At 55.5% G+C, this 23,229-nt stretch carries 22 protein-coding genes; 15 read left to right on the plus strand and 7 right to left on the minus strand.

Translation table 11 applies throughout. The annotated features are described in order from the left end of the window. Nucleotides 1-98 precede the first annotated feature (98 nt). The 3 genes from IEY52_RS16320 to IEY52_RS16330 form a co-directional block, all read right to left on the minus strand. A complete protein-coding gene (locus IEY52_RS16320) occupies nt 99-728 on the minus strand; it encodes a hypothetical protein (RefSeq protein WP_189004264.1) in 630 nt (209 codons plus the stop codon). A 92-nt stretch (nt 729-820) separates the two neighbouring features. Further along, complete coding sequence (locus IEY52_RS16325; RefSeq protein ID WP_189004267.1) at nt 821-1,501, minus strand: hypothetical protein; 681 nt, start codon at nt 1,499-1,501, stop codon at nt 821-823. A gap of 191 nt (nt 1,502-1,692) precedes the next feature. After that, nucleotides 1,693-2,631, minus strand: a complete 939-nt coding sequence (locus tag IEY52_RS16330) for a hypothetical protein (RefSeq protein WP_189004269.1) — start codon at nt 2,629-2,631, stop codon at nt 1,693-1,695. A 468-nt stretch (nt 2,632-3,099) separates the two neighbouring features. On the opposite strand from IEY52_RS16330, the gene IEY52_RS16335 reads away from it, so the two are divergent. The 3 genes from IEY52_RS16335 to IEY52_RS16345 all read left to right on the plus strand — a co-directional run bounded on the left by IEY52_RS16335 (nt 3,100) and on the right by IEY52_RS16345 (nt 6,079). Then, nucleotides 3,100-3,981, plus strand: a complete 882-nt coding sequence (locus IEY52_RS16335) for an SDR family oxidoreductase (RefSeq protein ID WP_189004271.1) — start codon at nt 3,100-3,102, stop codon at nt 3,979-3,981. Further along, nucleotides 3,978-5,033, plus strand: coding sequence for an aldo/keto reductase (locus IEY52_RS16340; protein WP_189004273.1), 1,056 nt, complete (start codon nt 3,978-3,980; stop codon nt 5,031-5,033). The genes IEY52_RS16335 and IEY52_RS16340 overlap by 4 nt, the downstream gene beginning before the upstream one ends. 143 nt (nt 5,034-5,176) lie before the next feature. Then, a complete protein-coding gene (locus tag IEY52_RS16345) occupies nt 5,177-6,079 on the plus strand; it encodes an AraC family transcriptional regulator (protein ID WP_189004275.1) in 903 nt (300 codons plus the stop codon). Nucleotides 6,080-6,249: 170 nt separating this feature from the next. Here IEY52_RS16345 and IEY52_RS16350 read toward each other — a convergent pair whose 3' ends face one another. Both IEY52_RS16350 and IEY52_RS16355 read right to left on the minus strand, forming a co-directional pair. Next, nucleotides 6,250-6,711 (minus strand): hypothetical protein, encoded by a 462-nt coding sequence (locus IEY52_RS16350; protein ID WP_189004278.1) that lies wholly within the window; start codon nt 6,709-6,711, stop codon nt 6,250-6,252. A gap of 576 nt (nt 6,712-7,287) precedes the next feature. Beyond that, a complete protein-coding gene (locus IEY52_RS16355) occupies nt 7,288-7,710 on the minus strand; it encodes a hypothetical protein (RefSeq protein WP_189004280.1) in 423 nt (140 codons plus the stop codon). A gap of 145 nt (nt 7,711-7,855) precedes the next feature. On the opposite strand from IEY52_RS16355, the gene IEY52_RS16360 reads away from it, so the two are divergent. The 5 genes from IEY52_RS16360 (at nt 7,856) to IEY52_RS16380 (ending at nt 16,065) form a co-directional block, all read left to right on the plus strand. Continuing rightward, on the plus strand, nt 7,856-8,782 hold the full coding sequence (locus tag IEY52_RS16360) for an SIR2 family protein (RefSeq protein WP_189004283.1): 927 nt from the start codon (nt 7,856-7,858) through the stop codon (nt 8,780-8,782). Continuing rightward, on the plus strand, nt 8,775-11,552 hold the full coding sequence (locus tag IEY52_RS16365; protein WP_189004285.1) for a hypothetical protein: 2,778 nt from the start codon (nt 8,775-8,777) through the stop codon (nt 11,550-11,552). Before IEY52_RS16360 ends, IEY52_RS16365 begins: the two co-directional genes overlap by 8 nt. 654 nt (nt 11,553-12,206) lie before the next feature. Continuing rightward, a complete protein-coding gene (locus IEY52_RS16370) occupies nt 12,207-12,764 on the plus strand; it encodes a hypothetical protein (RefSeq protein WP_189004287.1) in 558 nt (185 codons plus the stop codon). After that, nucleotides 12,754-15,069, plus strand: coding sequence for a hypothetical protein (locus IEY52_RS16375; RefSeq protein ID WP_189004289.1), 2,316 nt, complete (start codon nt 12,754-12,756; stop codon nt 15,067-15,069). Before IEY52_RS16370 ends, IEY52_RS16375 begins: the two co-directional genes overlap by 11 nt. Before the next feature lie 60 nt (nt 15,070-15,129). After that, nucleotides 15,130-16,065 carry a hypothetical protein gene (locus IEY52_RS16380; RefSeq protein ID WP_189004291.1) on the plus strand — a complete coding sequence of 312 codons (936 nt, stop codon included), beginning with the start codon at nt 15,130-15,132 and terminating at the stop codon, nt 16,063-16,065. Between the two features lie 28 nt (nt 16,066-16,093). Here the strand turns inward: IEY52_RS16380 and IEY52_RS16385 are convergent, their stop codons facing one another. Next, on the minus strand, nt 16,094-16,489 hold the full coding sequence (locus IEY52_RS16385) for a hypothetical protein (protein WP_189004293.1): 396 nt from the start codon (nt 16,487-16,489) through the stop codon (nt 16,094-16,096). Nucleotides 16,490-16,815: 326 nt separating this feature from the next. Here IEY52_RS16385 and IEY52_RS16390 point away from each other — a divergent pair, with 326 nt between their 5' ends. The 6 genes from IEY52_RS16390 (at nt 16,816) to IEY52_RS16415 (ending at nt 21,159) form a co-directional block, all read left to right on the plus strand. Then, a complete protein-coding gene (locus tag IEY52_RS16390; protein ID WP_189004295.1) occupies nt 16,816-17,247 on the plus strand; it encodes a hypothetical protein in 432 nt (143 codons plus the stop codon). A gap of 45 nt (nt 17,248-17,292) precedes the next feature. Continuing rightward, nucleotides 17,293-18,306 carry a hypothetical protein gene (locus tag IEY52_RS16395; RefSeq protein WP_189004297.1) on the plus strand — a complete coding sequence of 338 codons (1,014 nt, stop codon included), beginning with the start codon at nt 17,293-17,295 and terminating at the stop codon, nt 18,304-18,306. Nucleotides 18,307-18,326: 20 nt separating this feature from the next. Next, nucleotides 18,327-18,824: a hypothetical protein gene (locus tag IEY52_RS16400; protein ID WP_189004299.1), complete on the plus strand. Its 498-nt coding sequence runs from the start codon at nt 18,327-18,329 to the stop codon at nt 18,822-18,824. A gap of 10 nt (nt 18,825-18,834) precedes the next feature. Next, nucleotides 18,835-20,109, plus strand: a complete 1,275-nt coding sequence (locus IEY52_RS16405; RefSeq protein WP_189004301.1) for a VWA domain-containing protein — start codon at nt 18,835-18,837, stop codon at nt 20,107-20,109. Nucleotides 20,110-20,196: 87 nt separating this feature from the next. Further along, the gene (locus IEY52_RS16410) at nt 20,197-20,682 is read left to right on the plus strand and encodes a hypothetical protein (protein ID WP_189004303.1); all 486 of its coding nucleotides are present in this window, start codon (nt 20,197-20,199) and stop codon (nt 20,680-20,682) included. A 234-nt stretch (nt 20,683-20,916) separates the two neighbouring features. Beyond that, on the plus strand, nt 20,917-21,159 hold the full coding sequence (locus IEY52_RS16415) for a hypothetical protein (protein ID WP_189004305.1): 243 nt from the start codon (nt 20,917-20,919) through the stop codon (nt 21,157-21,159). Between the two features lie 147 nt (nt 21,160-21,306). Here IEY52_RS16415 and IEY52_RS16420 read toward each other — a convergent pair whose 3' ends face one another. After that, nucleotides 21,307-22,710 (minus strand): hypothetical protein, encoded by a 1,404-nt coding sequence (locus IEY52_RS16420; protein ID WP_189004307.1) that lies wholly within the window; start codon nt 22,708-22,710, stop codon nt 21,307-21,309. A gap of 200 nt (nt 22,711-22,910) precedes the next feature. On the opposite strand from IEY52_RS16420, the gene IEY52_RS16425 reads away from it, so the two are divergent. After that, nucleotides 22,911-23,153: a hypothetical protein gene (locus tag IEY52_RS16425; protein ID WP_189004310.1), complete on the plus strand. Its 243-nt coding sequence runs from the start codon at nt 22,911-22,913 to the stop codon at nt 23,151-23,153. The last annotated feature ends 76 nt before the right edge of the window (nt 23,154-23,229 follow it).

The raw sequence follows: 23,229 nt of genomic DNA on the forward strand, positions 1-23,229 counted from the left end.
TGTTTTCCATCCCCATTGGGGCTCGTCTGGTCTCTGTCCCTCCAACTGCCATTCAGTCAGCTGTTCAAACCGTCTGACGGTTCAGGTGACATCTGGGTTCACTGAACAGTCCGGGCAGAATTCATCACCAGCCGCACCAGCAGTTCATCCTCATCGGCTTTCGGCTGTCCGTTCGGGCCGTACCACAACACGCCCACCAGGGCCGCCAGATCACCCGTGCCAAAGAACACCCGGCTCTTGGCCCCTTTGGGGTACACAGCCATCTTCAAGGTGGTGGTGCCCACCTGGAACGTCTGGGTGGTGGTGTCATCCAGGGCATTGTTCTCGGAAATCAATTGATCCAGGTGGTGCATCCAGCCCCGGTCGTAGGTGTTGCCGTGCGGGGCTCCGTAAGCAAAAGCCACAGCGATCCCTTTCTCAAACTTCACGAACAGGCTCTCCCCGGCACTGTCCGGACAGTACCCGTTGGTGTTCCCACCCAGTTGCGCAGGCTGGTCGTCTGAGACGTAAAGCTGATCCTCCTGACTCCAGATCAGGGGGGTGTAGGTGCCCTTGATGCAGTACACGCTGGCCACGTGCGTTTTGATGCCCTCGAAGAACTGGCGTTTCGCTGGACCGAAACGTTCGGTGAGCTTCTCAGGGGCGAGCCCAAACAAACCCACCGCATGGGCAGGTGCACTGAGCGTCAGGGTTGCGATGAGGATGCAGGAGAACATGGCGTTTTTCATGGTTCATCGTTTTCCTTTTGAGGGTGAGCACCACTCCAGTTGCGGGTTTTCTTGTTCCAACACGTAGTCCGCTGGATTTGTTCCTCTGGTCTTCAAGTCTTCTGACCTTCAAACAATTGACCGAGCTGCAAGATGCTCACCCGCCAGTTGTGCAGGTCCTGCTGGAGTTTCTGCAGGCGCGGCAGGAATTCTTCAATGTCAGGGATCTGCTGCCAGCCTTCCACCACCTTCAGGAACACCTGGGTGTCCAGGTCCTGCCGCTGTTGCACCTCCCGAATGTGTGCAAGCAGGTCCGGCTCCAGTTGCCCGGCCACTTCCCCTGCTTCCTGTAGGAGTTCCAGCACCTCTTCGGTGCCCTGCTGGTGCTCCCGCACCACAGCTTCGATCAAAGGCAAATGCAGCACGCTGCGCTCCCCGAACTTTCCAGTCAGGGGCCGGGGATGTTCCAGCAGGCGTTCAGCGGCCAGCAGCACCGCTTCTTGCACCGCCTCATGGGCGTTCAAGGTCCCTCTGAAGGTGCGGATCTCCTGGAGTTGCCGGACCGTCTGGGCCTGACCTTCCCACAAATTCAGGGTGTGGTGGATCTCCCGGTTGTCCCGGATGTCCTGCCGGAGTTTGTTGATGGTCTCTTGCAACATGCGGCGTTCCAGGGCATTTTGAGGGCGGCTGGACTGGTAGAGGAACTTGTGGTGCAAGCGGTTCCCGTGCTGGACCCGGCTTTGCAGGTCTTTGAGGAGCATGGGCAGCTGGTCCAGGGAAGGGCCTTGGGTCATGGCCCAAGTGTACTTCAGGAAGACCTGCATACCCTTACCCCCTCAGCCGAAGGAGGAGAAGGGCAAAAGGTGCACAGCCAGTTCCCATGACTTGTTCAACAAGAAACCACCCATCCTTCAGATGCAAAGTTAAGCTTCCGCTGTTCTGGATGGGCCATCCCAGCAACACCGAAGGCCTGAAGCCTCTCCCCTCAGAGCAGGTTGGATTGCAATGGCAGTGGGTACACCAGCCAACGGTACCCCCACGGCACCTGCACCACCAGACCGGAAGGCTGAAACGCGGCTTCTTCGCTGGCCAGGTGCTCCGGGAAGTAAATCTCGTGGTCCTCATGCCGGGCCAGGGTGCCGCCCAGAATTCTGGCCTGCTCCTGCAGCTCATCAGAGGCATCAGTGATGGGCTGGGTGTCCAGGGCACCGTAAGACAGGAAGGCCCCGGGGAAGGTTTTGCGCACAAACTCGTACAGGAAGGTGTCCACCACCTCCCAGTGCGCCATGTGGGGATCGTCCATCAGCAGGGTGTGCGCCTCCCAGAAATGCACCCAGAAGTCAAACAAGAGGGCGTCTTCAGGCAGTTGGTTTACTGCGGCCTGCAACTCGGGGGATCCATGCTGCAGTGCCCACTTCCGGTTCCGCATGCTGATTTTTTCTGCCTGAGTGAGCAGGAAAGCCCGGAAGCGCTCCACCACGGCACTGGCTTTGACCTGGTACTCTTCCTCCAGTGTTTTGCCCAGGGAACCGTGAATGAATTCATGGTGGGGCAGCAGGTCTTCATCACTGAGGGTAAGAAGCCCATCAATGCGGTCCCTGAGGGCCTGCTGGCCTTGCAGCCACGCGGCTTTGCGGTCCGCGTAATCCTCAAAGAAACGCATCCAGCGCGCGGTGTCAGCAGGATGCAATTCCGGGGCGTAATGGGGACGGCCTTCCAGCATCAGGGTGCAGCGGGCCTGCCCACCGGTGAGGTCACGGATGAACTGCTGCTGCTCAGGACGGAACACCGCCAGGTTGATGATCTGGTGGTGCGGCACCCCAGGGGGCTCTGTGTGGAAGCGCTGGAGCTGAGCGGACCACCGGGGGATGGCAGAGGCCTGGGATTCGATTTCAATGGTGTGCAGAATGGTGTTTCTCGCCATTCTTTCATTGTACTCAAATGGCCTTGCTGTCCGGCATGGGGCTTTCCCGGAGTGAACTGCGTCAAGGTTCAGCTGGTCGCGTTGTTTTGATTGGCTTTCCATCATGGAGTGGGGCATGCCGAGCCAAACGGCTCAATTTCCCACACCTGAGCCTGGAAGGGTCAGGTGCCCTGGTGTTTTCGACTCCACCTGAGCCGACTGAAGTGGAGGTATGGCAAGGATTCTGGAAATTGACTCCATGTTTGGTGGAGATTCATCATGCTGGACACCGGAATGCGCTCTCGCAGAGGAACCCTCAGACCACCAATGGGCAAAGCCGGTATTTCATGTCTTCATGGGCAAATCAGGCAAGAACTGAGCACGATCAGGCAAGTCCGCTTGAGCTTCACCTCCTACAATGACAGGTGAACAGGGCCGTCCGATACACGAACGGCCCACGTCACACCTCAATGAAAACTGGAGACTGTCATGTCTGAGAAAAGCACGAACAAGCAAGTCTGGCTGATCACAGGAGCCGGGCGTGGGCTGGGACTCGATCTCGCACAGGCCGCCTTGAAGGCCGGGCACCTCGTGGTCGCCACGGGACGCAACCCAGAACGGATCAGGGCGGCACTCGGGGACCATCAGGACCTCCTGACCGTCCCACTCGACGTCACCCGCCCAGAAGACGCCCAGGCCGCGGTTGAGGCCACCTTGGACCGCTTTGGTCAACTGGACGTGCTGGTCAACAACGCAGGCAACTTTTACGCCGGGTTCTTCGAGGAACTCAGCCCCGAACAGGTGCGCAGCCAGATCGAGACCTTGCTGTTCGGCCCCATGAACGTTGCCAGGGCTGCCTTGCCTGTGATGCGAAAGCAGCGTTCCGGACTCTTGATCACCCTCTCTTCCACCGCTGGCATCACCGGAGGGGCGTTCTGCACGGCCTACGCCGCCGCAAAGTTCGGCATTGAAGGCTGGATGGAATCCCTCACCCCCGAGGTCGCCCCCTTCGGCATCCGCACCATGCTGGTGGAACCGGGATTCTTCCGCACCGAATTGCTCACCGAAACGTCCACCACCTACGCCCAGCCGCACATTGACGACTACGCCGAGAAAACCCGGGAGACCATCACAGCCTGGAACAGCATGAACGGCCAGCAGGGTGGGGACCCGGCCAGACTTGCCGACGCAATCGTGCAACTTGCTGCCCATGATCAGCCGCCTTTTCGCTTCGCCGCCGGTGCAGACGCGGTGAGCACATTCGAGCAGAAGGCCCAGGCCTTGCTGGCAGAGGCCCACGCCCACCTGGAGCTGTCCAGCAGCCTTGCCCACAGTGACCCACAACCCACCTCGAACGGAGATCAACCATGAAGTACCGCACGCTCCCCGGAACTGGCATCAGCGTCTCGAACCTCGCCCTCGGTGTGATGGGATTTGGCACCGAGACGGACGAAGCCGAAGCCTTCAGGATCCTGGATCGGTTCATCGAGGCTGGCGGCAACCTGATCGACACCGCCAACGTTTACGGGGCAGGTGCCTCCGAAGAACTCCTTGGACGCTGGTTTACCAGCCGACCCGATGACATCACCGGACGGGTCGTCCTGGCCACCAAGGGCCGCTTCGCCACCGGATCCGATCCCAACGACAACGGTTCATCCAGGCGCAATCTGGACCGCGCCCTGAATGCATCGCTGCGCCGCCTTGGACGGGAAACGGTGGACCTGTACCAGCTGCACGCCTGGGACCCCCTGACCCCCATCGAAGAGACCCTGAGGTTCCTGGACGGGGCCGTGCGTGCTGGCAAAATTCACCACATTGGCCTGTCGAACTTCACCGGCTGGCAAATGCAACTCGCCCTCTCCACCGCAAAGGCCCTGGGCCTGACCGTGCCGGTCACCTTGCAGCCCCAGTACAGCCTAGTCTCCCGCGAGATCGAGTTCGAGATTGTCCCTGCAGCCCTCCACAACGGCATTGGGCTCCTTCCGTGGTCCCCGCTGGCTTCAGGGTTCCTGAGCGGCAAGTACCAAAAGGGCAGCCAACCCGGCAAGGGCACCCGGGCTGGAGAAGGCAACCCGATGTACGACCACATCTTTGGTGACCTCGCCGCGAAAGACCAGAATTGGGAGGTCCTCGATGTTGTTGTCGACATCGCGAAACAGAATGGGGTCACGCCCAGCCAGGTCGCGCTCAGCTGGGTCACGAACCGCCCAGGCGTCACCGCCCCCATCATCGGCGCGAGAACCCTGGATCAGCTGGAGCAAAACCTGATCGGCGGCGACCTCGTGCTGAGCGAGGAAGAAACCCGGAGGCTGGATGAGGTCAGTGCACCCACACCAAACGCTTACCCTTACGGGCCGTTCGGGGTGAAGCAACGGGACCGTTACGTGGACTCCAGCAAAGCAGGCATCCTGGAGCTGTTCTGAGGCCCACCCTTGCTGCCGAAGGAACAAAGTTGAATCTCACCAAATGAGGGCAAACCCGCTTTAAGCTCGGGGTATTCCTTCACCCCAGGGTCAACATGCCCACCGAACGCCAAAGGAACCAAATACATGGAGGCCAGGCCCTTATGGAAGTGGAGGCTCACCAGAACAGTGCACAGGCCCTGACCGATCAGGTGCTCCGCCGGACGGGCTGGGCTGAAGATGTCACCACCCTGTGGCCTGCCCTGACGCTGCACCGCCGGGTGAGACCGACGCCGGAGGCCCCCTGCCTCTACCAGCCCAACGTCACCGTGGTCCTCAGTGGCCAGAAGCGGGTGGTGCTGGCGGTGGAGCAGTTTTTGATGACACCGGGGCATTTTTTGCTCACTTCCGCCAACCTGCCTGTGACGCCTCAAATTGTGGAGGCCAGCCCGAACCATCCGTTCCTGGCTGTGATGCTCATGCTGGACCTGAATGCTCTGGCGGCGTTCCTGCTCAACCACGACCTTCCAGCCCCCAGCAAAAGACCATCTCAGCGGGCCATTGCCCTGGGGGCCACCTCCCCGGAACTGCTGGACGCCTTCCGGCGGCTGGTGGCTTTGCTTGATACTCCAGGTGACCTGCCGGTGCTGGCCCCACTGATCGAACAGGAAATCCTGTACCGGTTGCTGTGCACCCCTCAGGGGGAGCGGCTACGGGACATGGCTGCCGCCAGTGGTCACAGCCACCGCCTGTCCAGGGCACTCCGGTGGCTGGAGAGGCACTTCAGGGATCCGCTGAACATCACGGACCTGGCCGAGCATGTGGGGATGAGCCCTTCGGCGTTCCACCGCCTGTTCAAAGACATCACGGCGATGAGCCCCCTGCAATACCAGAAGACCCTGCGGCTCTCGGAAGCCCAGCGGCTGATGCTGACCCAGGACATGGATGCGGCCCGGGCCGCATTCGAGGTGGGTTACGTCAGTCCGTCGCAGTTCAGCCGCGAGTACCGACGGCAGTTCGGTGTGTCGCCCATCAGCCACGTGGCCACCCTGCGGGAAACGGACTGAACCCCAGTCGTGTTTTTGAAGGAAGAAAGGTGAAATGGCCCGATGTTTTTCCCCGGACGGGTCCGGCCCTCCGTTTCCAGGAGCATCCTGGAGCAGGATCTGGAGAGGTAAGGTCAAAAAGAGAAGCGAATTCTGGCGTGTCACATGATGAATTTCCATCAAACATGGAGTCAATTTCCAGAATTCTTGCCATACCTCAAGTGGGCGGTGAGCAGGCAGGTGACGGTGCAAGAGGCTCCAGCAAAAAGGCTCTCAGCGGGGGAAGCCAGGGGGTCAAACCACAGGCCCAGATGGCCACCCACCGTCAGGTGCACAAGGGTTTCTGGCAGGGGGGCCAGGGGGGCTTTCTGCAGGATTCGGCCCACGGTGAAGGCCAGCAGCAGGTGCACGAAGAAGGGCAGGAAACCAAAGCCAAAGGCCAGGACGATCAGCAGAGCGTAAGGAATGAAGGTCAAAAAGTCCACATAAGTGTCTTTGAGGGGCAGGTGACCGATCTGGTTGGTGTGGGCCGAAAAGAGGATCCCGGCGAGCAGCGCAGAAGCCCAGAAGCCATGGGTTTCTGCTTCCCACCACACCTGTCGAGGAATGGAAGGCGGAGGATGACCATGGAAGCGCTTCATCTGGTTCAGCATAACCCCCACCAGCGTCCAGAACCAGCAGGTTGTTTAGAGCTCGATCTCCGCAACACACCGGGAAGCAACTCTTTATGGGGATCGCTCAGGACTTACCGGAGCAAATGACTTCAGAGGGAAAACCCGAAATCCTTGGGCACCTGTCCTGTTACAATTCTTACCTGCTGGCATCAGACCTTTGCTAATGTGGAAACACCATCCATGCTGCCTGTCGCCCAGGCAAAACTGTTTGCTTCCATGGATGCATTCGGGCATCACTCACGTGGTGTCCTTTTTTGTCGCCGCACAGGCCCGCTTGCCTCACAAACTGCGCCTTCCGAAAACCAGAAGTCCTCTCCCACAACCAGACAGCAAAGGACCACCTGTGCAAGGTAAGTTTGGGTGGCCCTGACCAGTTGCGCCTGGCCCCGCACACCCTGTTGGTGCTGGACGCTGGTGGCCCCCTCTTCTCCGTAGGGGTAAGCTGGATCGGCGCTTTACAGGACCATGCTGGGTTTGGTCTTGCCCTTGTCCTGGAATTTTGTGCTGGCCGGTGTGGCCTGAATGCATTGCAGCACTGGGGACTGCAGAGGGGGTTTAGGGTTTCTTCTGTCCCTTCAGGTACAGAAGAGCCACTTCGAGGTCACTCATGCCCAGCACCTTGTTGATGGTGCCTTCAGAGAGTTTGTCGGCCAGGTCCAGCACCTGAGCTGTGGCTTCGGTGAGGTCTTTCAGTTGCCCTTCCATGGTCTGCACCCGCTGCAATTGGGCCGGGGTGAGGGTCAAAGCCTTCCAGCGCTCCAGGGTGATTTCGTAAGCGTAAAGCATGCCTTGCTGGTCGGTGTAGACCTTCTTCACCCGAGAGATGATTTCATCGTCGAGCACATGGGGGCGGTCCAGGGCTTCGGTGAGCGTCTCAAACTGCTCTCTGGTGCCTGCCAGCTCCTCGGTGAGCATGGCATGGATCATGCCCATCTGGGAGAGGGGAATTACGTTCACTTCCTCACGTTTTTCAGTCATGGGTCATTGTGACAGATTCATTCACCATTTATCTCCAGAACCTCCTGAAATCCTCGGCAAAATGTTACCCTCACCTACATGCAGTGTGGCGACAAGGGAAATCCCTTACTGTTCAATCACCAAGAACTGCCAGTAGGATGATCGTGTGACCATCCTCCGTAATCTTTTAGAGCAATCTCGTAAGCGCAGGACCGCACTTGAAGCAATCATGCGGTCCTCTCCTGAAAAAACAGTCATTTTCACCGGTGCGGGCATGTCAACTGGAAAAGAACTTTATCCAGGATGGGGTGACTTAGTCGCCCGCCTAGCAATCAAATGTGGTGTGCCAAATTTCACTGAGGACTCGGATTATCTTGATACAGCGGATACAGCTCAACGCAATGACCATGTGACTTATAAGCAAGTTATTTTAGATTATTTTGGAAGCTTTAAGCCCATCTTGCAGGTTTCTGTGTCGCTTCTGTCTGATTTGAAAAGCAGAATATATGTTACCACCAATTGGGACGACAGTTTAGCTTTACAGCTCATGAGCAGGGAAGTTGGGGTTCATATCCTTGATGATTGCAAAGTGGAGAACATTACTACAAGCGGCACACACTTGTTTCACCCTCACGGTAAAATTAATTTTGGAGCTGCTGAATTTGACATCATTCTGACGCGAAGTGAATTTAACAAATATTACCGAATAAACCGAAAAATATATAATTTCTTTTACAATCTATTTTTACATCATGATGTCGTATTTTTTGGCTTCAGTGCATCAGATGAATACATACGAGAAGTTTTGATGGATATTAAAAAACACGAAAAAGCCTCTGGAGTTAAAAGAAATAGGTTTTTGTTTATGCATCTGCCAGTAAGACTTCCAAAAAGAGCGACACAAAATTACTACTTGGATCTGACCAAAATTGAAGAGCGAGAAAATCAATTTAACGAATTGGGCATACAGTTGGTCTGGTATGACAGCAGTCAGGATCACAAAGAGGTAACAGATATAGTCTCATCGTGGATCCTTTTGCAAAACAAATCTCAAAAAGACACCAGTCTAGGGGTAAACAGTGGAAATGTTTAAACAAGTCACCGAAATCGACCTGATCCTCACCGAGACTCCAACCCTGGATCTGGCACAAAAACTCAAAAACTACACCGCTTTTCCTGTCCTTGAAAGCTATATCTTTTCGAAGCTCCGACACGAAGGGTGGCTGGATTATCTCTACGCCTTGAAATTCTACGATGAGCCTCAAATCCATGACTTTCCAGAACGACTGGAGTATCTGAGAACAGCTGCATCATCACGCCCCTATGACGTCTTCAGCATTCTGCAAAACATCAGCGAACCCACCTCCAAATCCATCTGGAGGCTCTTGCAGGTGTGTCAGGAATTGCCCACTGATCTGGTCCAGTCTTTGCGCACCAAGATCACCACATGGGTCAATAAATGTTCTGATCCCGCAGCCTACAATGCACTTGAAACCTTTCTTGGAGAAAAAATCCTTCATCTCGAAGACTCACACCTCATTGAGTTTCTCCGGTTGTACCTCACGGTCAAGCCCCATTTCAGTTCGTTCTCCAACGATTACCACACAGCAGAGCCCAGACCCATGGCGGGCCATTCATACATCTACTTCTTGCACAATCAACGTGAAATCCTGAATTCCATTCAGGACTACCCCTTGCTTTTGATGGATGTGCTCGAGACATGCGCAAGCATTCGTTCCATGCGGGGAAATGAGAACGTGCATTACTCGGTGTACTTCAAAACCCTCACTGCAAGAGATCCCATCCGCAGATCTTACATGGACGGTGTGCTCATTGAAGAATTGTTGCATGTCTTCGGGTTGCACAAAGAGAATCCCCAGAAAGTGCGAACCCTCTGGGAAGAGCTGGCCAAGAAACCCGCTGTGATCTTTCGACGTTTGAGGCTGCACCTGCTGACACTTTCCAACACACCCTTAAAGGACTTGATTGTCCAGGAACTCAAGGATCCCCAAAACCTGCTGGACTATTTTGTCGAAAGAGAATACCAAACACTCGCAGAAAAACACTTCAGCGGATTGTCCAGAAACGAACAATTTACGGTTTGGGATGCCCTAGAACATGGCTACTTCCTGGGCCACACCCTGAAATACTACCAGGACAGAAAGCCCAACTGGACCGCAGACGACTTGGAAAAAGACCACGAAGAATGGCTCTATCATCAGCTGTTAAAACTCGGCCCGGACTTGCCTGAACCCTGGGAGGCAAGAAGAGCCCAACTTCAGGAGGTCTTCGGTCCCCCCACCTCGGCTCAAGAGCAAGAGGTGCAGGTCGAATATGGAGTGGAGTCTTCTCTGACGTTGCAAGACCTCAGAGAAATGACGGTTCCACAGGTGGTGGATTTGCTCAAAGGGGAACCCCCCAGGACCACAAACCGCATGAATTTCCGGTCTGACCGCATAGAAGCCCTGAAGCAACGCCTGGCCGAATACCTCAAGGAGCAACCTCAACTGGTGCTGGAATTGATGGAAGACTTTAAGTCCATCCAGGGGGAGTACCTGTTCACCATCTTGTGGTTCTTGAGGGAGTTCGAAGGCGCGAACACCTCGCCTTATCTGGAAAAAGTGGTGTTGCTCCTCAAACGCCTGCTGGAAGAACACGCACACACAGGTTTGCATGCCAACTCCATCGGCATGAGCTGTGACATCCTGGAAAACATCCTGCGCAAAAGCCTTGTGCCACCTGTGGACGTCCTTGCTGACATTGGTGAGGTGCTGGTGGAGGTCCTGCAGCAACGCAGTCTGCTGGTGGATTCCTCCATTGCAGAATATGATCCACACGCAGTGCTGACCAACACCATCAACAACAACTGGGGCAAAGCAGCACTCGCCCTGGTGATCTGGCTGGAAACCACAAGCCGCAACGTTCAGGACAGGCCTGAGCGCTTGAGCATCAATCTGGAATCGGCAAAACAATTCCTCTTGCATCACCTGAGCAGTTACCGTGAAAGCACAGTTCTTTATGCTGCTGTGGGGTTCAGGCTCCCCTGGTTGTTGCACATGGATGCAGTGTGGGGGGAACAACTGAAGCACATTTTGTTCAACCGCGATTACCCTTCCTCCTCAGAAGCAGCCTGGGTCACCTACCTGGTGTGGTGCAAGGTCTACAACGACACCTTCCGGAACCTTTCAGAGCAATACCAGATTTACGCCAAAGTGGACCTCGCTGGAACAACCCCCACCATCTGGTCAAAACATGACAGCATCCAAAAGGACTTCGCTGAACACCTCGCTCTCCTGCTGGGGCGCGGTCTGACCAGTTTGAATGCACCAGATGGCATCCTTGAGGCCTTTTTAAGCAACAGCAGTGTGGAAGCCCTCTCTCACCTGTCTTCTTTCATTGGTCGTTCCATCAGCAATGAGGATGACATTCCAGAAGAGGTTCTGAAGCGCTTTCAGACATTCTGGGATCAGGTGTTGGCGTTCGATTGGCCAGCAGATGTGCTTGAGGAACGCCGAAACGCATTTGCCTTACAGTTTTCGTGGTGGTTCTCCAACAACAAATTTGAAGAACAGTGGAGTTTGAATCAAATGATGAAGGTGATGCCATGGGGGAAACTGGCTGATGCATTTGTCTGGGAGCGGCTGATTTCTGGTCTACAAGCTGCACCAGCTTCCTGGATGCCTGTCCTGATCACTTACCTGAGGACCCAGTCGATTTTTGCTTTTCAGACCCGAGAGTTGCATCCCATCCTCGAAGGTTTGACCTCAACCAACACCTCGAACCTGCAACCCCTGATCGATGACTTGGTGGACGCGCTGTTTCAACTGGGCCAGATTGATGGCTTTCGCAAATACCATTCCTGAGAGGCAAAAACCAAGAGAGCAGCTGGATTTTTATCAGCTGCCCTCTTGCATTTACAGGAATGAATTCTATGGCACCAATGGTCTTTCACAAGGAGGTGAGCCTTTCCAGAAATCCCCTGGTGGGTCGGTAATGCGGCAAAAAAGGCTTCAAGCCGATAAGAGAATTTTACCTGGTAGTGCGGCAAGAAAGATTTCTAAAAATGGCCTAACTTGGAGAGACATCGACAGGAACCGCCTTCTGGGGGAGTGCAGGGGATGGTGCAGAAGCTGAACCTAAAGACCCCTTACCAAAATAAGGACCAGTACCACTTCGAAGGCATCGCACAGTAAGCAGAAACAGTGGTACGTTTCTGGAACAAGTGGTACTGGCATTCAAACTGAATGACTCGCAGTTGGTCCCGCTGCCTGGAAGAACCAAAACCACCAAAAACTCTGTCTGAGCAGTTATGACGTGCAAATAAGCGGTATTACAGTAGGAGTACCCATGAGCAATGGCAATGTGAGATCATAAGGCTGTGATCCTTTTATCCTATACTGGGTTCCATTTCGTAAGACACGCTAAAGATCAACTTCCTCAAGCATCGCCCCATCAGACACACACTCTGGTTGCCAGCCTAGAAAAACGACTGGACTTTTGCCTGCCCAAGGAGCACCGTGAACAGCACAGTTAATAGACTTACTGTATTTGTCAGCTCTGCCATGAATGAGCCGCTTCCCTTACAGATGCGAAGCATCCTCGCGTACATCCGTACCCACCATCCCAACCCCATCTGGACGTACAGCCTGATAGAAGACTCTGCTCATTTCACTAACGCACGGGCAACCATGGAAGAAATGGTCAGTGAATGTGACATTGTGGTCATGGTATTTTTCACCACCGATTTCCAAAAGACCAAGCATGGGAAGCTGGTCGCACGAGAAGCAGTGCTGTACGAATACGAGCAAGTTCTCAGTCAAAGAAAAACCATGATTGCACTCTATGAAAAAGGTTTCATGGATAACCCCAAGCGCAGAGAACTGATCAATGACATGCGACTTGACCGCTTCATGTCAAAGGAGTTCTCGGATCCACAAGATGCCGTCAGCAACATCGAAACAGCTTTACAGGTTCTTGCGACAAGACGCATTCGAGCCTTCTCCAATGCGACAGAAACCAACTTTGACCAGAAGAACTACATTATTGGATACAAGGGAAAGACACATGACGAATGACTTCCAGTACTTCGAGATTCCTTGCCTGATCGAATGGAACCGAGACCTTCTCCATGAATTTATCCTTCCAGACAAGAATTACTGGGAATTTTACCGCAACCTCACCTCACAATCGCTTGAAAGCCTGTCAGAAGAACAGAAAAAACTCCGGGTGGTGCTACTTTGTGTCGAAGGTGAATTTCATCAGGCATTCCAGGAATACCAGCAGGTGCCTGCTCCTGCTGAAGGCTCCTTGGAGTACATTGCACACCTGAAGTTCAAAGCCACACTGGCTTCAGAACTGGGGGACAGCGTGGTGGCACAGCAGCTTTACAAAGCAGCCAGGGACGCTCACAATCCATCACTTTTTCAGCATGAGCACCATATGCAGATGAGCTTGCAGCGCATTGAGGGCTGCCTGGACCGTTTCAGAAGCTTCCAGGAAATGTTTGACTTTGGAGACAGACCCGGCTGGCGGTTTAATCCCATCATTGATCACCTGCAAAAGGTCATGCTGAGCGAGTGGGAAGAAGAAAGCCTGGAAACGTTGGTGAACACCCGGGAAAGTTCTGTACGCCATCGAGGAGGTCAGCCTCACGAGGTGGCTTACCTGAACGCTTCTCTTACGGTGGCTTACGCCTGTGGAGACGTGGAAGCCGCCCACTACATCCGCACAGACTTTGCTCAGGCGTTGGCCGTCCATCAATCACAGGACCCTGATCCACAGGCAATCTTTGTGGGTTTTCAGGAAATCTGGCGGGCCCGCAACGAACAACTGATGGCCAAATACCTGGATCGGTTCCTCCATCATCTGGGTCGATATGCACAACTACAGCAACTGGTGTTGAAGGACAGACCCATCACCAGCACGGGAGTATGGGCCAGTCGGCACTACGCCACCCTGCTGGAAACCGTGAAATACTGCTTCCAGTACCTGACCGATGAGGCACTCAGCCAGCTGACCAAAGAGTTCATCAAGGCTTATGCAGAGAATCGAACAACCGCTGAGCCCAGTGAAGACACCCCCAATCAGCCTGGACACCATCTGGTGGAGTCTTACTACCGCTCAAGCAGGCTGTTCGTGGACACCTTAGCCACCATAAATCATCTGGACAGCGAAGACCTCCAACAATTGGTAACGTGGTTTCTTGAAGACCGTCAAAACTTTGAAATGTTGGATGTGCTGGTGCAACATGACTGGACCCCTGAGCAACTCCCGCTTGCACGACAGGTGGCAAGGGTCCTTGTTGAAGAGGACATTCCAAGCAACACAGGCATCGGGTGGGTGAATCTGGCACAACAACTTCGTTTGACCTACCCGGAACTGGCCAGTGAATTGAATGCATGGATGATCAGCCAAATCACTGGGGAAAACGGCCTGAGTGAAGGCTACGCTTGGTATTTTCAAGGCAAAATGGATCCCGAACTGGCCAAACCTGTTAAGGAGCTCGTTCTTAAGATAGGCGCGGGACTTGCCCGGTTCATTCCTTCCATTGTGGAAGGTAAGATTCAGGCCTATGCCAACCGCAACACCAACATGCGGGTATGGGCTCATCTGATCCGGCAATACCAGTCAGTACTGCCACTCAATGAGGTTCTACAACAAGTTACAAAAGTGGTTCAACTTGCCTCTCAAAATGATGCTTTGGCATTGTTTTACAAAACCGAACTGTACAACGCTGTGGCCTCAGCAGGGGAAGTACTAAAACACGATAGAAGCATGATGCAGTTCCTGCTCAACCACTCAGCCTCCCTTGAAAAGGCCCGTGACGCCACCAGAGGATTCTTTGACCGTGCCCAAGAAGTGGTGAAAATGCAACTGGCCTTTTTGAAGATCAAACTGGCAGCAGGAGTGACTTTCACCCAAGAAGATCTGCAAGTTGTGATGGAAGGATTCACTGCCAAATTGGAATCCACCCGCGCGGACGCCGTAGGGGTTTTCAAAGGCTTGCTGGCAACCCATCCGGACCGAGCAAGGTCACTTCTCCCGGTGGTGCCCCTGCTGATGGATGACTCATCCCCTCAAGTGCGCAGCCAAGCCAGTGCTCTGGCCTGTCAACCACAGATCATCTCCGACCCTTTCTACGGTCCCCTGGTACAAAAACATTTATTGAGCTTGCTGGAAAGCAGAGACATCCTCAGCAAATACCACATTCTGAGCAGCATTCAGAGACATTTGAAGGCCTTTGTTCAGCAAGGCCTGCTTGCTGACTTCCGTTTTGCCATCGAAAGCAGCACCCAGAGTGCCCACAGTGCTATCCGATACACAGCAACAGAGATCCTGAATGCCCTGGACGTTGATACGGGTGAAACCGGCGAGTCATGATGAAAGTCCTGTCTGCAGCAGCTGCTCCTGAGCCTGCAGTGATCTTGCACAGTGAAACGCATGCAAAAAATGCTCACTCTGATGGTCTCACTGTTTGGCATCTCATTCGCACAGGTCCAATGGCAGCAAGGCCCCAGTGATTACATGTGGGCCGACACCGGAGATGGGGTGGAACTCTTCACCTACGTTGTCCCAGGTCCGGGCTGGATGAAAGACCCCATCCTCGGGGTCAGTCAGGTTGCCCAGTGGAACGATTACCTCGGTTTCGAATGCACCCAGTACTTCCACATGGGCAGTCTGCAGGGCGGTCAGGTGATTGAAGTGCACACCCGCCAGGGGAGCATCGAAAAGGCCTCCCTGCAATACCCGCAGGTGAAAGACGTGTTCGAGAAGCCAGCAGGAAGTGAAGCCAGTGAAGAGGCCGCACTCATCGGGTGCGTGCTGATCGAGCTTTCCCAGGACACCACTTTGAAAGTCAGCACCCTTTATGTCCCGGTGAACAGTGGACCGATGGGCCTGTCCTCCGCACTGGGATTGTTGCCACCTTCACTCCCGTCAAAGGCCAGGGCCTCAAGCCACCCTCAGCACCCAACCCTGACTTCCAGAACAGCAAATTCGGGCTGTGAGGAAAATTCAACTTCGCCCGAATCTGGCTTTCTGTACAGTGGACCCATGTTGAAAGAACAACCGCTTTCCCTTGAGCTGGGCTGGTACCAGCACCCCGGCGATGTTGCCGCTGCCACCCTGGAGTACCACACCGTCCCTGATTTCACCGAAGGCCTCCGGAGAATACAGCATTGGAGCGCCTTACAGGCCAGAGGCACCGGGCTGCTCTCATTGAACGGCAGAATCCTGCTGGAAACCGAAAGTGACACACGCATCATGGTGGTGGTGCACTGCGAACCAGAGTGCCGCCATCGGGTGGTGGCTTTCCGGGAAAAACAGCAGAGCGATGGAGTTGTTCCCATCCCCATCTTCTTCACGTCTGAAGTGTAATTCCAGCGCCATCACTGTTTTGAAGGAGTCATGATTGATCCCAGCAGTCGATGGTCAGCAGATGACTGGCCGGGCACGTCCGGATCAAATCGGCGTTCATTTCGACTTTGCCTCTCCAGCCTGGGGGCAAGGCGTACTCCTCGCCCTCATCGATGCCGAACACCCACACCCCTTCCCTGGGAAGTGAGGTGGTTTCCCCCTGCAAGAGGGGCAGCACATCCCCGGCCAGGGCGAGGTAACGGTTCGGGTATCCCCCTCTGGAGAGTCTGGTGGCTTTCCCTGCATCGGTCAGTTCATCCAGCCAGCGGATCCCTTCCAATCCGGTTTCCCACTGGGCGAGGATGGCCGCTTTGCGCCCTTCCAGGTCGGTGAGGTCTCTTTCCTCCGGGGTCTGCATGGACACCACAATCCACCAGCCCATCATGGATGCACCTCGAAGGTCTGAGGGCTTGTACAGGGTGTGTCTTCTTTCTGCCTGATCTGTGTGCTTTCGTTGAGGGCAATCAGATGTGTTGTATTGTTCATATGCCTGGGCAGTTTTCAAGTCGGGGACGGCATCAAGCATCAAGCCACCGGTGCAAATCGATGTCCGGTCAGCCCAACCTCAACGTGCCTGGTCTCCAGAAGTCTGTGGTGCAAACCTCTGGTGCAACCATACCGCAGTTCACTGGGGAACACGCCACCTCCAGTTCAGACAGGGCTGTCAGATCCTGTCGCGGGCACCGGTTACGCTGAAGTGAGTTTGAACCCATGCAGCACTCCGAACAGACCCATGCCCTCACCCGAGAAATCGTCCATTTCCTGAAACGCCACGGCAAACCCAGGGCCACCCAGGGACCGCACCCGAGGCGCAGTCAGGACACATACCTGCAGGACATTGAAGACGCTTTGCAACAGGGCCTGCCAGAATTGAAATCCCGGGTGCTCTGGGCGGTGGGTCGCCTCGCCCGGAATCATGAGAACACCACCCTGAAGCTTCTGGTGCGTGCTTTCCTTCAGAGTTGCCAGCACGATGAAGCACTGTGGCTGAAGTTCCCCGTGAACCTGAACCACCTCCCAACAGACGTGCAGCTGTGCCTCAGGACCCATCTGGAGCAGCAGGAAGATCAGGTGTTTGCTTTGACTGAAGTCATTCACCTGGGCCTCTGCACCCTGGGGCACCCAAGCGAGGGGAAGCCCTGATGGTTCACGTTGCCCCTTTCCGGTTACCCTGAAGTCAGGAGCCACATGAAAAAACGTTTGCTTTTCACCCTGATGACCCTCAGCCCTGCGTTGGCCCAGGGGTTTTACACCGAAATGTTCTACCCTACCACCGCCAGCATCGATGCCGCCTGCACTGAAGGCTACGCAGACGGCTCCCTCCCCATCGGGGAAACCTCCGGCACCGTCCGGCATTACACCCAGTATGTTTTTGACCTGAAGAACCCGAATCCTGAGGGCTTCGACATTTACGACGTGATCCCCAGCTCCCTGCAAAACGGTCTGGGTGGCATCTACAACATCTGTTTCTCCTCCGGCAAGAAGCTGGACAACAAACCCAGCCTGGCGGCCCTGAGCAGCGCTCCGGCTTCGGTGCTGGTCTACATGTACGCAGAAGCTTCCAGTCCGACTGTGGCCAGAGATTACAACACGGTGTTGGTGCTGAAAGACGCTGCCGGAAAGGAAATCGCCCGGTACCAGCCCACCCAAACCAAAGAAGGGGAAGATTTCGACGTCAGTTGCAGCAAAACCCCCTGCATCTGGAGTGGGGACAACATCTATTACTTCAACCCCAGCAAAATGCCTTCCCTGAAAGAGAACCTGCAGCGGACCAGCAAACTCACCGTGCTGATGTCCAGGGGGCGGGGCATCGAAAGTTTTGATGTGCTGGAAGGGGCCAACAAACTCACCGAGGACCACAAACCCACAGGTCCCCGGCCCTCAAACGTGCAAAGTGGCGTGCCCTACACCCTGCTTTCCGATCTGGTGGTCCTCATGAACAAAGTGGACCCAGGGATGGAGTACATCACCATTTTTGACGATCAGGTCACGGTGCGTTTCAAAACCCACGATGAAACCCTGAAGTACAGCGAAACCGCAGCCAGCGACTACATCCGTTACAAAGATCAGGCTTACCTGAGCCCCGAAGTGCTGGCCAGGTTCAATTGCAAGGTGCTGGGCTTTGAAGCAGGGCTGGTGAAGGTGTCCTGCCCGGAAATCAGCCGGGATCCCCTCACCCTTACCGGGCAGCAATGGGACTGAATCAGGCTTACAATGCAGGCATGCGACGTTTGTTTCTTGCACTGGCATTGACGCTTTTTCCTATTGCGCTGGCCCAGGAAGCTGAGCCCAAAACACAGCAGCAGGCCACCCCTGAGGTGAGTCTGGTGTTGAGGTCGGTGTCTCCAGATGAAGATTTCGGTCCCTCCCTGGCCCTGTCCCTCAGGCTGCATCCCCTGCCGGGCTTGCCGCTGGATTTCCAGCTGGGCCAGTGTGACTTCCGGTACCGCCTGAAAAACCAGGATGGGGTGGAATTCCCCCTCAGGAAATACGGCAAGATCGGGGAGACCATGTGCATTTTGCAATTACTGCACGTGCACGCTGACGGCAAGGATCCAGCTGGAACCGAAGTGTTTCAGGTCTTTCAGCACACGGGCCATTTGCCGGAAGGCACCTACACCCTCACCGGGGCGTTTTACCGCACCAGCCTCCCGGATGGCAAGGTGCTGGGCGTGTACCCCCTGAGGCCTTTTTCGTTCTCGGTGCCGGTGAAGCCCTGAGGTTTAGTGCATGTTGAGGTTCAGCAAAGGCCAGAAAAGCCCCCTGATCGCTGTGACCCCCTTGCCGGAGTTCACGGTTGCGGTGCGCTTCAAGAACCCCCAGAACCTGACCCTGGACGCCACCCTCTTCGGGGTGGATGCTCAGGACCAGCTCTCCGATGACCGTTTTTTCTGCTTCTTCAACCAGCCAGAAAGCCCTCGGGGGGCCCTGAGGTTGCTTCCGGGGCAACCGGGGGAACTGCAGCGCTTCCAGGTGAACCTGTCCCTTTTGCCTGAGTCGGTGCGAAAACTGGTGTTCACGGTGAGCATTGACGGGAACGGAACCATGCGTGATTTTCCAGAAGGGCAGATCACCCTCTTGGCTGGGGGCCAGGAGGTGATGGCCTTCCAGGTCACCGGAACAGAATTCCTCAAGGAGAAAGCCCTGATCTTCCTGGAAGTCTACTTCAAGGACCAGTGGCGCATCGGGGCGGTGGGTCAGGGGTTCTCTGGGGGCCTCTCCCAGCTGCTCCGGCATTACGGCGGGGTGGAGAAAACCCCCACTGCACCAAAACCCCCGAAACTCAGCAAAAGTCTGGACCTGGAGAAGCGGGTGCAGGCCCACCCGTCCGGTCAGAAGTTGATCAACCTGGTGAAGACCGTCAATTTGACGCTGGAAAAACAGGGGGTGGCGGACGAGAAAGCGGCGGTGGTGCTGGTGATGGATGCGACCGGCAGCATGAAGAACGCCTACCGCAGTGGCACCGTGCAGCAGGTGGTGGACCGCATTGCGGTGCTGGCCATGCGGCTCGACGATGACGGGAAACTGGAAAGCTGGTTTTATGCCAGTGAGCACCACCACACCGAGGACGTGACCCTGCAGAACCTGGACGGGTACGTGGCCAGGACGGTGCTGACGGAATCCGGACGGTTTCTGCTGGGGCTGGGCGGGGCGAACAATGAACCCCCGGTGATGCGGGCGTTGCTGGAACGGCACAAGAACAGCAAGGATCCGGTTTTGATTTTGTTCATTTCGGATGGTGGGGTCAGCCAGACGGGGGCCATCAAACAGGTGATCACCGAGGCGGCACACTTCCCGATCTTCTGGCAGTTCATTGGTCTGGGCGGCAGGAATTACGGGGTTCTGGAGAAACTGGACGCCCTGGAGGGCCGGGTGGTGGACAACGCGAATTTCTTTGCGGTGGATGACCTTGCGGAGATCAGCGATGCGGAACTGTACCGCCGCATGCTGGCGGAATTCCCCCTGTGGCTGAAAGCCGCCAGGGAGAAACGCATTTTGCGCTGAACCCCAGAAAAACATGATGCTCCCTCCATTTGATGGTGCTCCGGAATTTGTCCAGCCCTGATGATGGTGGGGTGTTACCATCGTTCCATGAAAATCAATGTTGCTTCATTTTTATTTCTGGGTGTTTTGCTGTCGGGCTGCAATGCCCAGGGGGTTCCCCCCATACCCCCCCTCAGTTACGCCGAGGCCCTGAAGGCAGGGTTGAGCTTCACCCAGTACGCGGTGACCACCCGGGTGATCCTCCGCAACGAAGGGGGCTGTGAGCAGTTCTCGGCAGGCTGGCAGGATGAAAAAGGCATCCAGAACCTGCTCTTCGTGGGGGATCCTTCGTCCCAGAAGTGGGCCGCAAAGGGGATGTATGCGCAGGACACGGTGAGCATGGCCCTGTTCTGGGACCGGCAAGTGAAATTCATTTTTGCCTGCCAGAACCGTGGGCAAATCGCGCATTTCAGCAGCACCTGGGGCACCCTGGACCGGAATGCCATCCAGCAGAAAGGGCAAAACCTGGTGCTCACCAGCGCCTTTGAACAAGGAAAGCCTGCCTTCCGCTGGAATTACGCCCTGAAGCCCTGATTTCGTCTGGGACAGCATTCACAGGCAAAACGAACAGGAGCTTGACAGGGGTTGTAAGCTGAAAGAAAGCAAAGAGAAATTTTTGACTGCGCAGGCTTTTGGCCTGCGCTATTCTTTGCACATCCCTGCAGGACGTGTTTGGTTCTGCTCCACCCCAGGAATTCTCGTTTGGACTTCACCTTTGCGGGCTGCCTCACAGCCTGCCGGGGAGGTGTTGTCATGAAAGGAAACCCCATGGACACCCAAAACTTGTTGTGGCCCGCCCTGTTCCTCGTTGCCTTCTACCTGTTCACCCAGCAGGTGCTGAATTTCACCCTGAGGGTGCTCAAAATGGCCGGTGAGCATGGTCCGAAAAGCTTCCAGTACGCCCTGGGTCAGCTGATGCAGCTGCTCCGGACGGTGGTGCAGCACCTGCTGCCTTCATTTTTGCGTTCAGCGCTCTCATCCCAGCAGGATCCGCCTGACCCTTCAGTGTGAGCCTCTGAGGCCTGCCAAAGGTGACAGAGGAGTGCATTGCTGCATTCCTCTGTCAGAGTGGGTTTCCATTGGTTTCAGTGGCCAGCTTGCACCTGCCTGCCATGACACATTCTTTTTCCGTCAGAGCTGCATCAGGCAAATCAAACGTCAGTCGTCCTCTTCCAGGATTTCTTCAGGGTCCACGGGGCGGGGTTTGGGGGGGTTGTTCTGCAAGGCCAGTTGGTGTTCCTGTTCGCTCAGCCAGCCGAATTCCCCGGGGTACCAGTTGCCCCAGGTGTCGGGGTAGGCTTGCCTGGGGTAGGGGTAGTGCCGTTCAAACGCGGGTCCTTTGGAGGTCACCCCGCGCAATTCCAGCACGGCAGGTTCGCCTTGCAGGGTGAGGGCACGGTAGATTTTGGGTTCCTGGTTGCCGGGCAACGCGACATCCCAGCGGTCCTGGAACACCATCAGCCATTCATTTTTGGTGGGGTCCTGGAAGTACAGTTTGCGGTGGCGGGTTTCCCAGGCCTGGTGGGGCAGTTCGTTGTTGACGGCCCGGATGGCAAAGGCGGTGCTGGGGTCCTCTTTCCGGATGCTGTGGCTGGAGAGGTAAGACAGCAGCCCCTGGTATTGCACTTTCACGTCGCGTCTTGCGGCAACAAAATCACTCTCTGTGCCGTCTTCCAGCAGGTCCTGGAAGGTGCTGGGGGTGCCGAGGCCCGTCAGGTCGGTGGAGTGAAGGTGGCCGTGCAGGTAGTGGTCCAGGGTGTCTTTGCTGATCTCAAAGGAGGTGATGGATCCGGGGTTCAGGCGTTTGGCCTGGTCTCTGAGTTCGTGATGGAAGGCCAGGACTTGCTGCAGGATGCGGGTGAGTTCCAGTTGGTGGCGGTCGCCTTTGGTGCGCAGGGTGTAAGGGCCGTACACGCGGTGGTGGGTGAGGCCCGTGTCGTTTGGCACAGTGAAGTTCTTGAATTTCACCATCACCAGCACTGCATGCTGGTTGCGCACGCGGGGTTCAGCTGCGTGGAAGAACACCAGGGAGGGGTTGCGTTCTTCCAGCAGGTTGATCACCAGGTCTTCGATCAGGTCGTGCAGGCTGTCTCCAGCGGGTGAGGGTGGGTTGTAACCGCCACTGCCGGTGAGCAGCCAGGTTTTGTGGACGTGGTAGGCGGTGCTGATGTGCTCAATCAGGCGGGTGGTGATGCGTTCCAGGGAGCGTTCTGGGTTGACCACGTCAGCGAAGGTCTGGTAGCCGAATGGGGCGAGGGCTTCGGGAATGTCGGTGATGACCATCTCATGGCCACGCAGCACTTCGCTGATGCGGTCTGGGATTTTGCGGGCGGAGCTGAGGGGATCTCGGGGGTCCATGCCGATTTCCTGGTGGAGTTCTTTGATGAGCAGCTGGGTGATTTCGAGGCTGACGTTGGTGCCTCTGGAGTCCACCAGGTAATCGAAGGCTTCTTTGATGTTTTGGGGAGGGCGGACGCTGTAGGCTCCGCTGGAGGTGGTTTTGTTGCGCAGGAATTCCAGGATTTTCAGTTTGTGTTCGTTGAGTTGTTCACGCAGTCCCATAATTCTCCTTATTTGCTGTGTCTCAAACATAGCATGTATTCTTTTTTCCGTCAAAGCATCTTTGAACTCAGTATAGGTATTATTTTAGAGGAAAATTGATGAATCTTGATCAGATTTTGGCTATGATGCTTCTGGGCACCACCAACCCTCAGGGCCACAGGTGGTTCTCACAAACATGCCCATATGAAAGGATCCCTCTGATGGAAACCCAACACCTGCTGTGGATTGTGTTCTCCCTGGCTGGCATCACCCTGATCACCTGGCAGTGGACGAATTTTGTCCTACAGGTGCTGAAACTGGCAGGAAAACACGGCCCAAAAAGCTTCCAGCGTGCCCTGGAGTTGCTGGTCCATCTGCTGCACGCGGTGGTGAGTAGACTGCTCCCCTCCTGGCTGCCTCGAACACCACCCTCCCCTCAGAACGCCTCTGAAGATCATGGGTGAGGTGAGACCTCGCCTGGACACGAAGATCCACTGACCGGTGATGCGTGACGCCTTGGCATGCCCAAAAATCAAAGTT

Source organism: Deinococcus roseus (assembly GCF_014646895.1).
Taxonomy (GTDB): Bacteria; Deinococcota; Deinococci; order Deinococcales; family Deinococcaceae; genus Deinococcus_C; species Deinococcus_C roseus.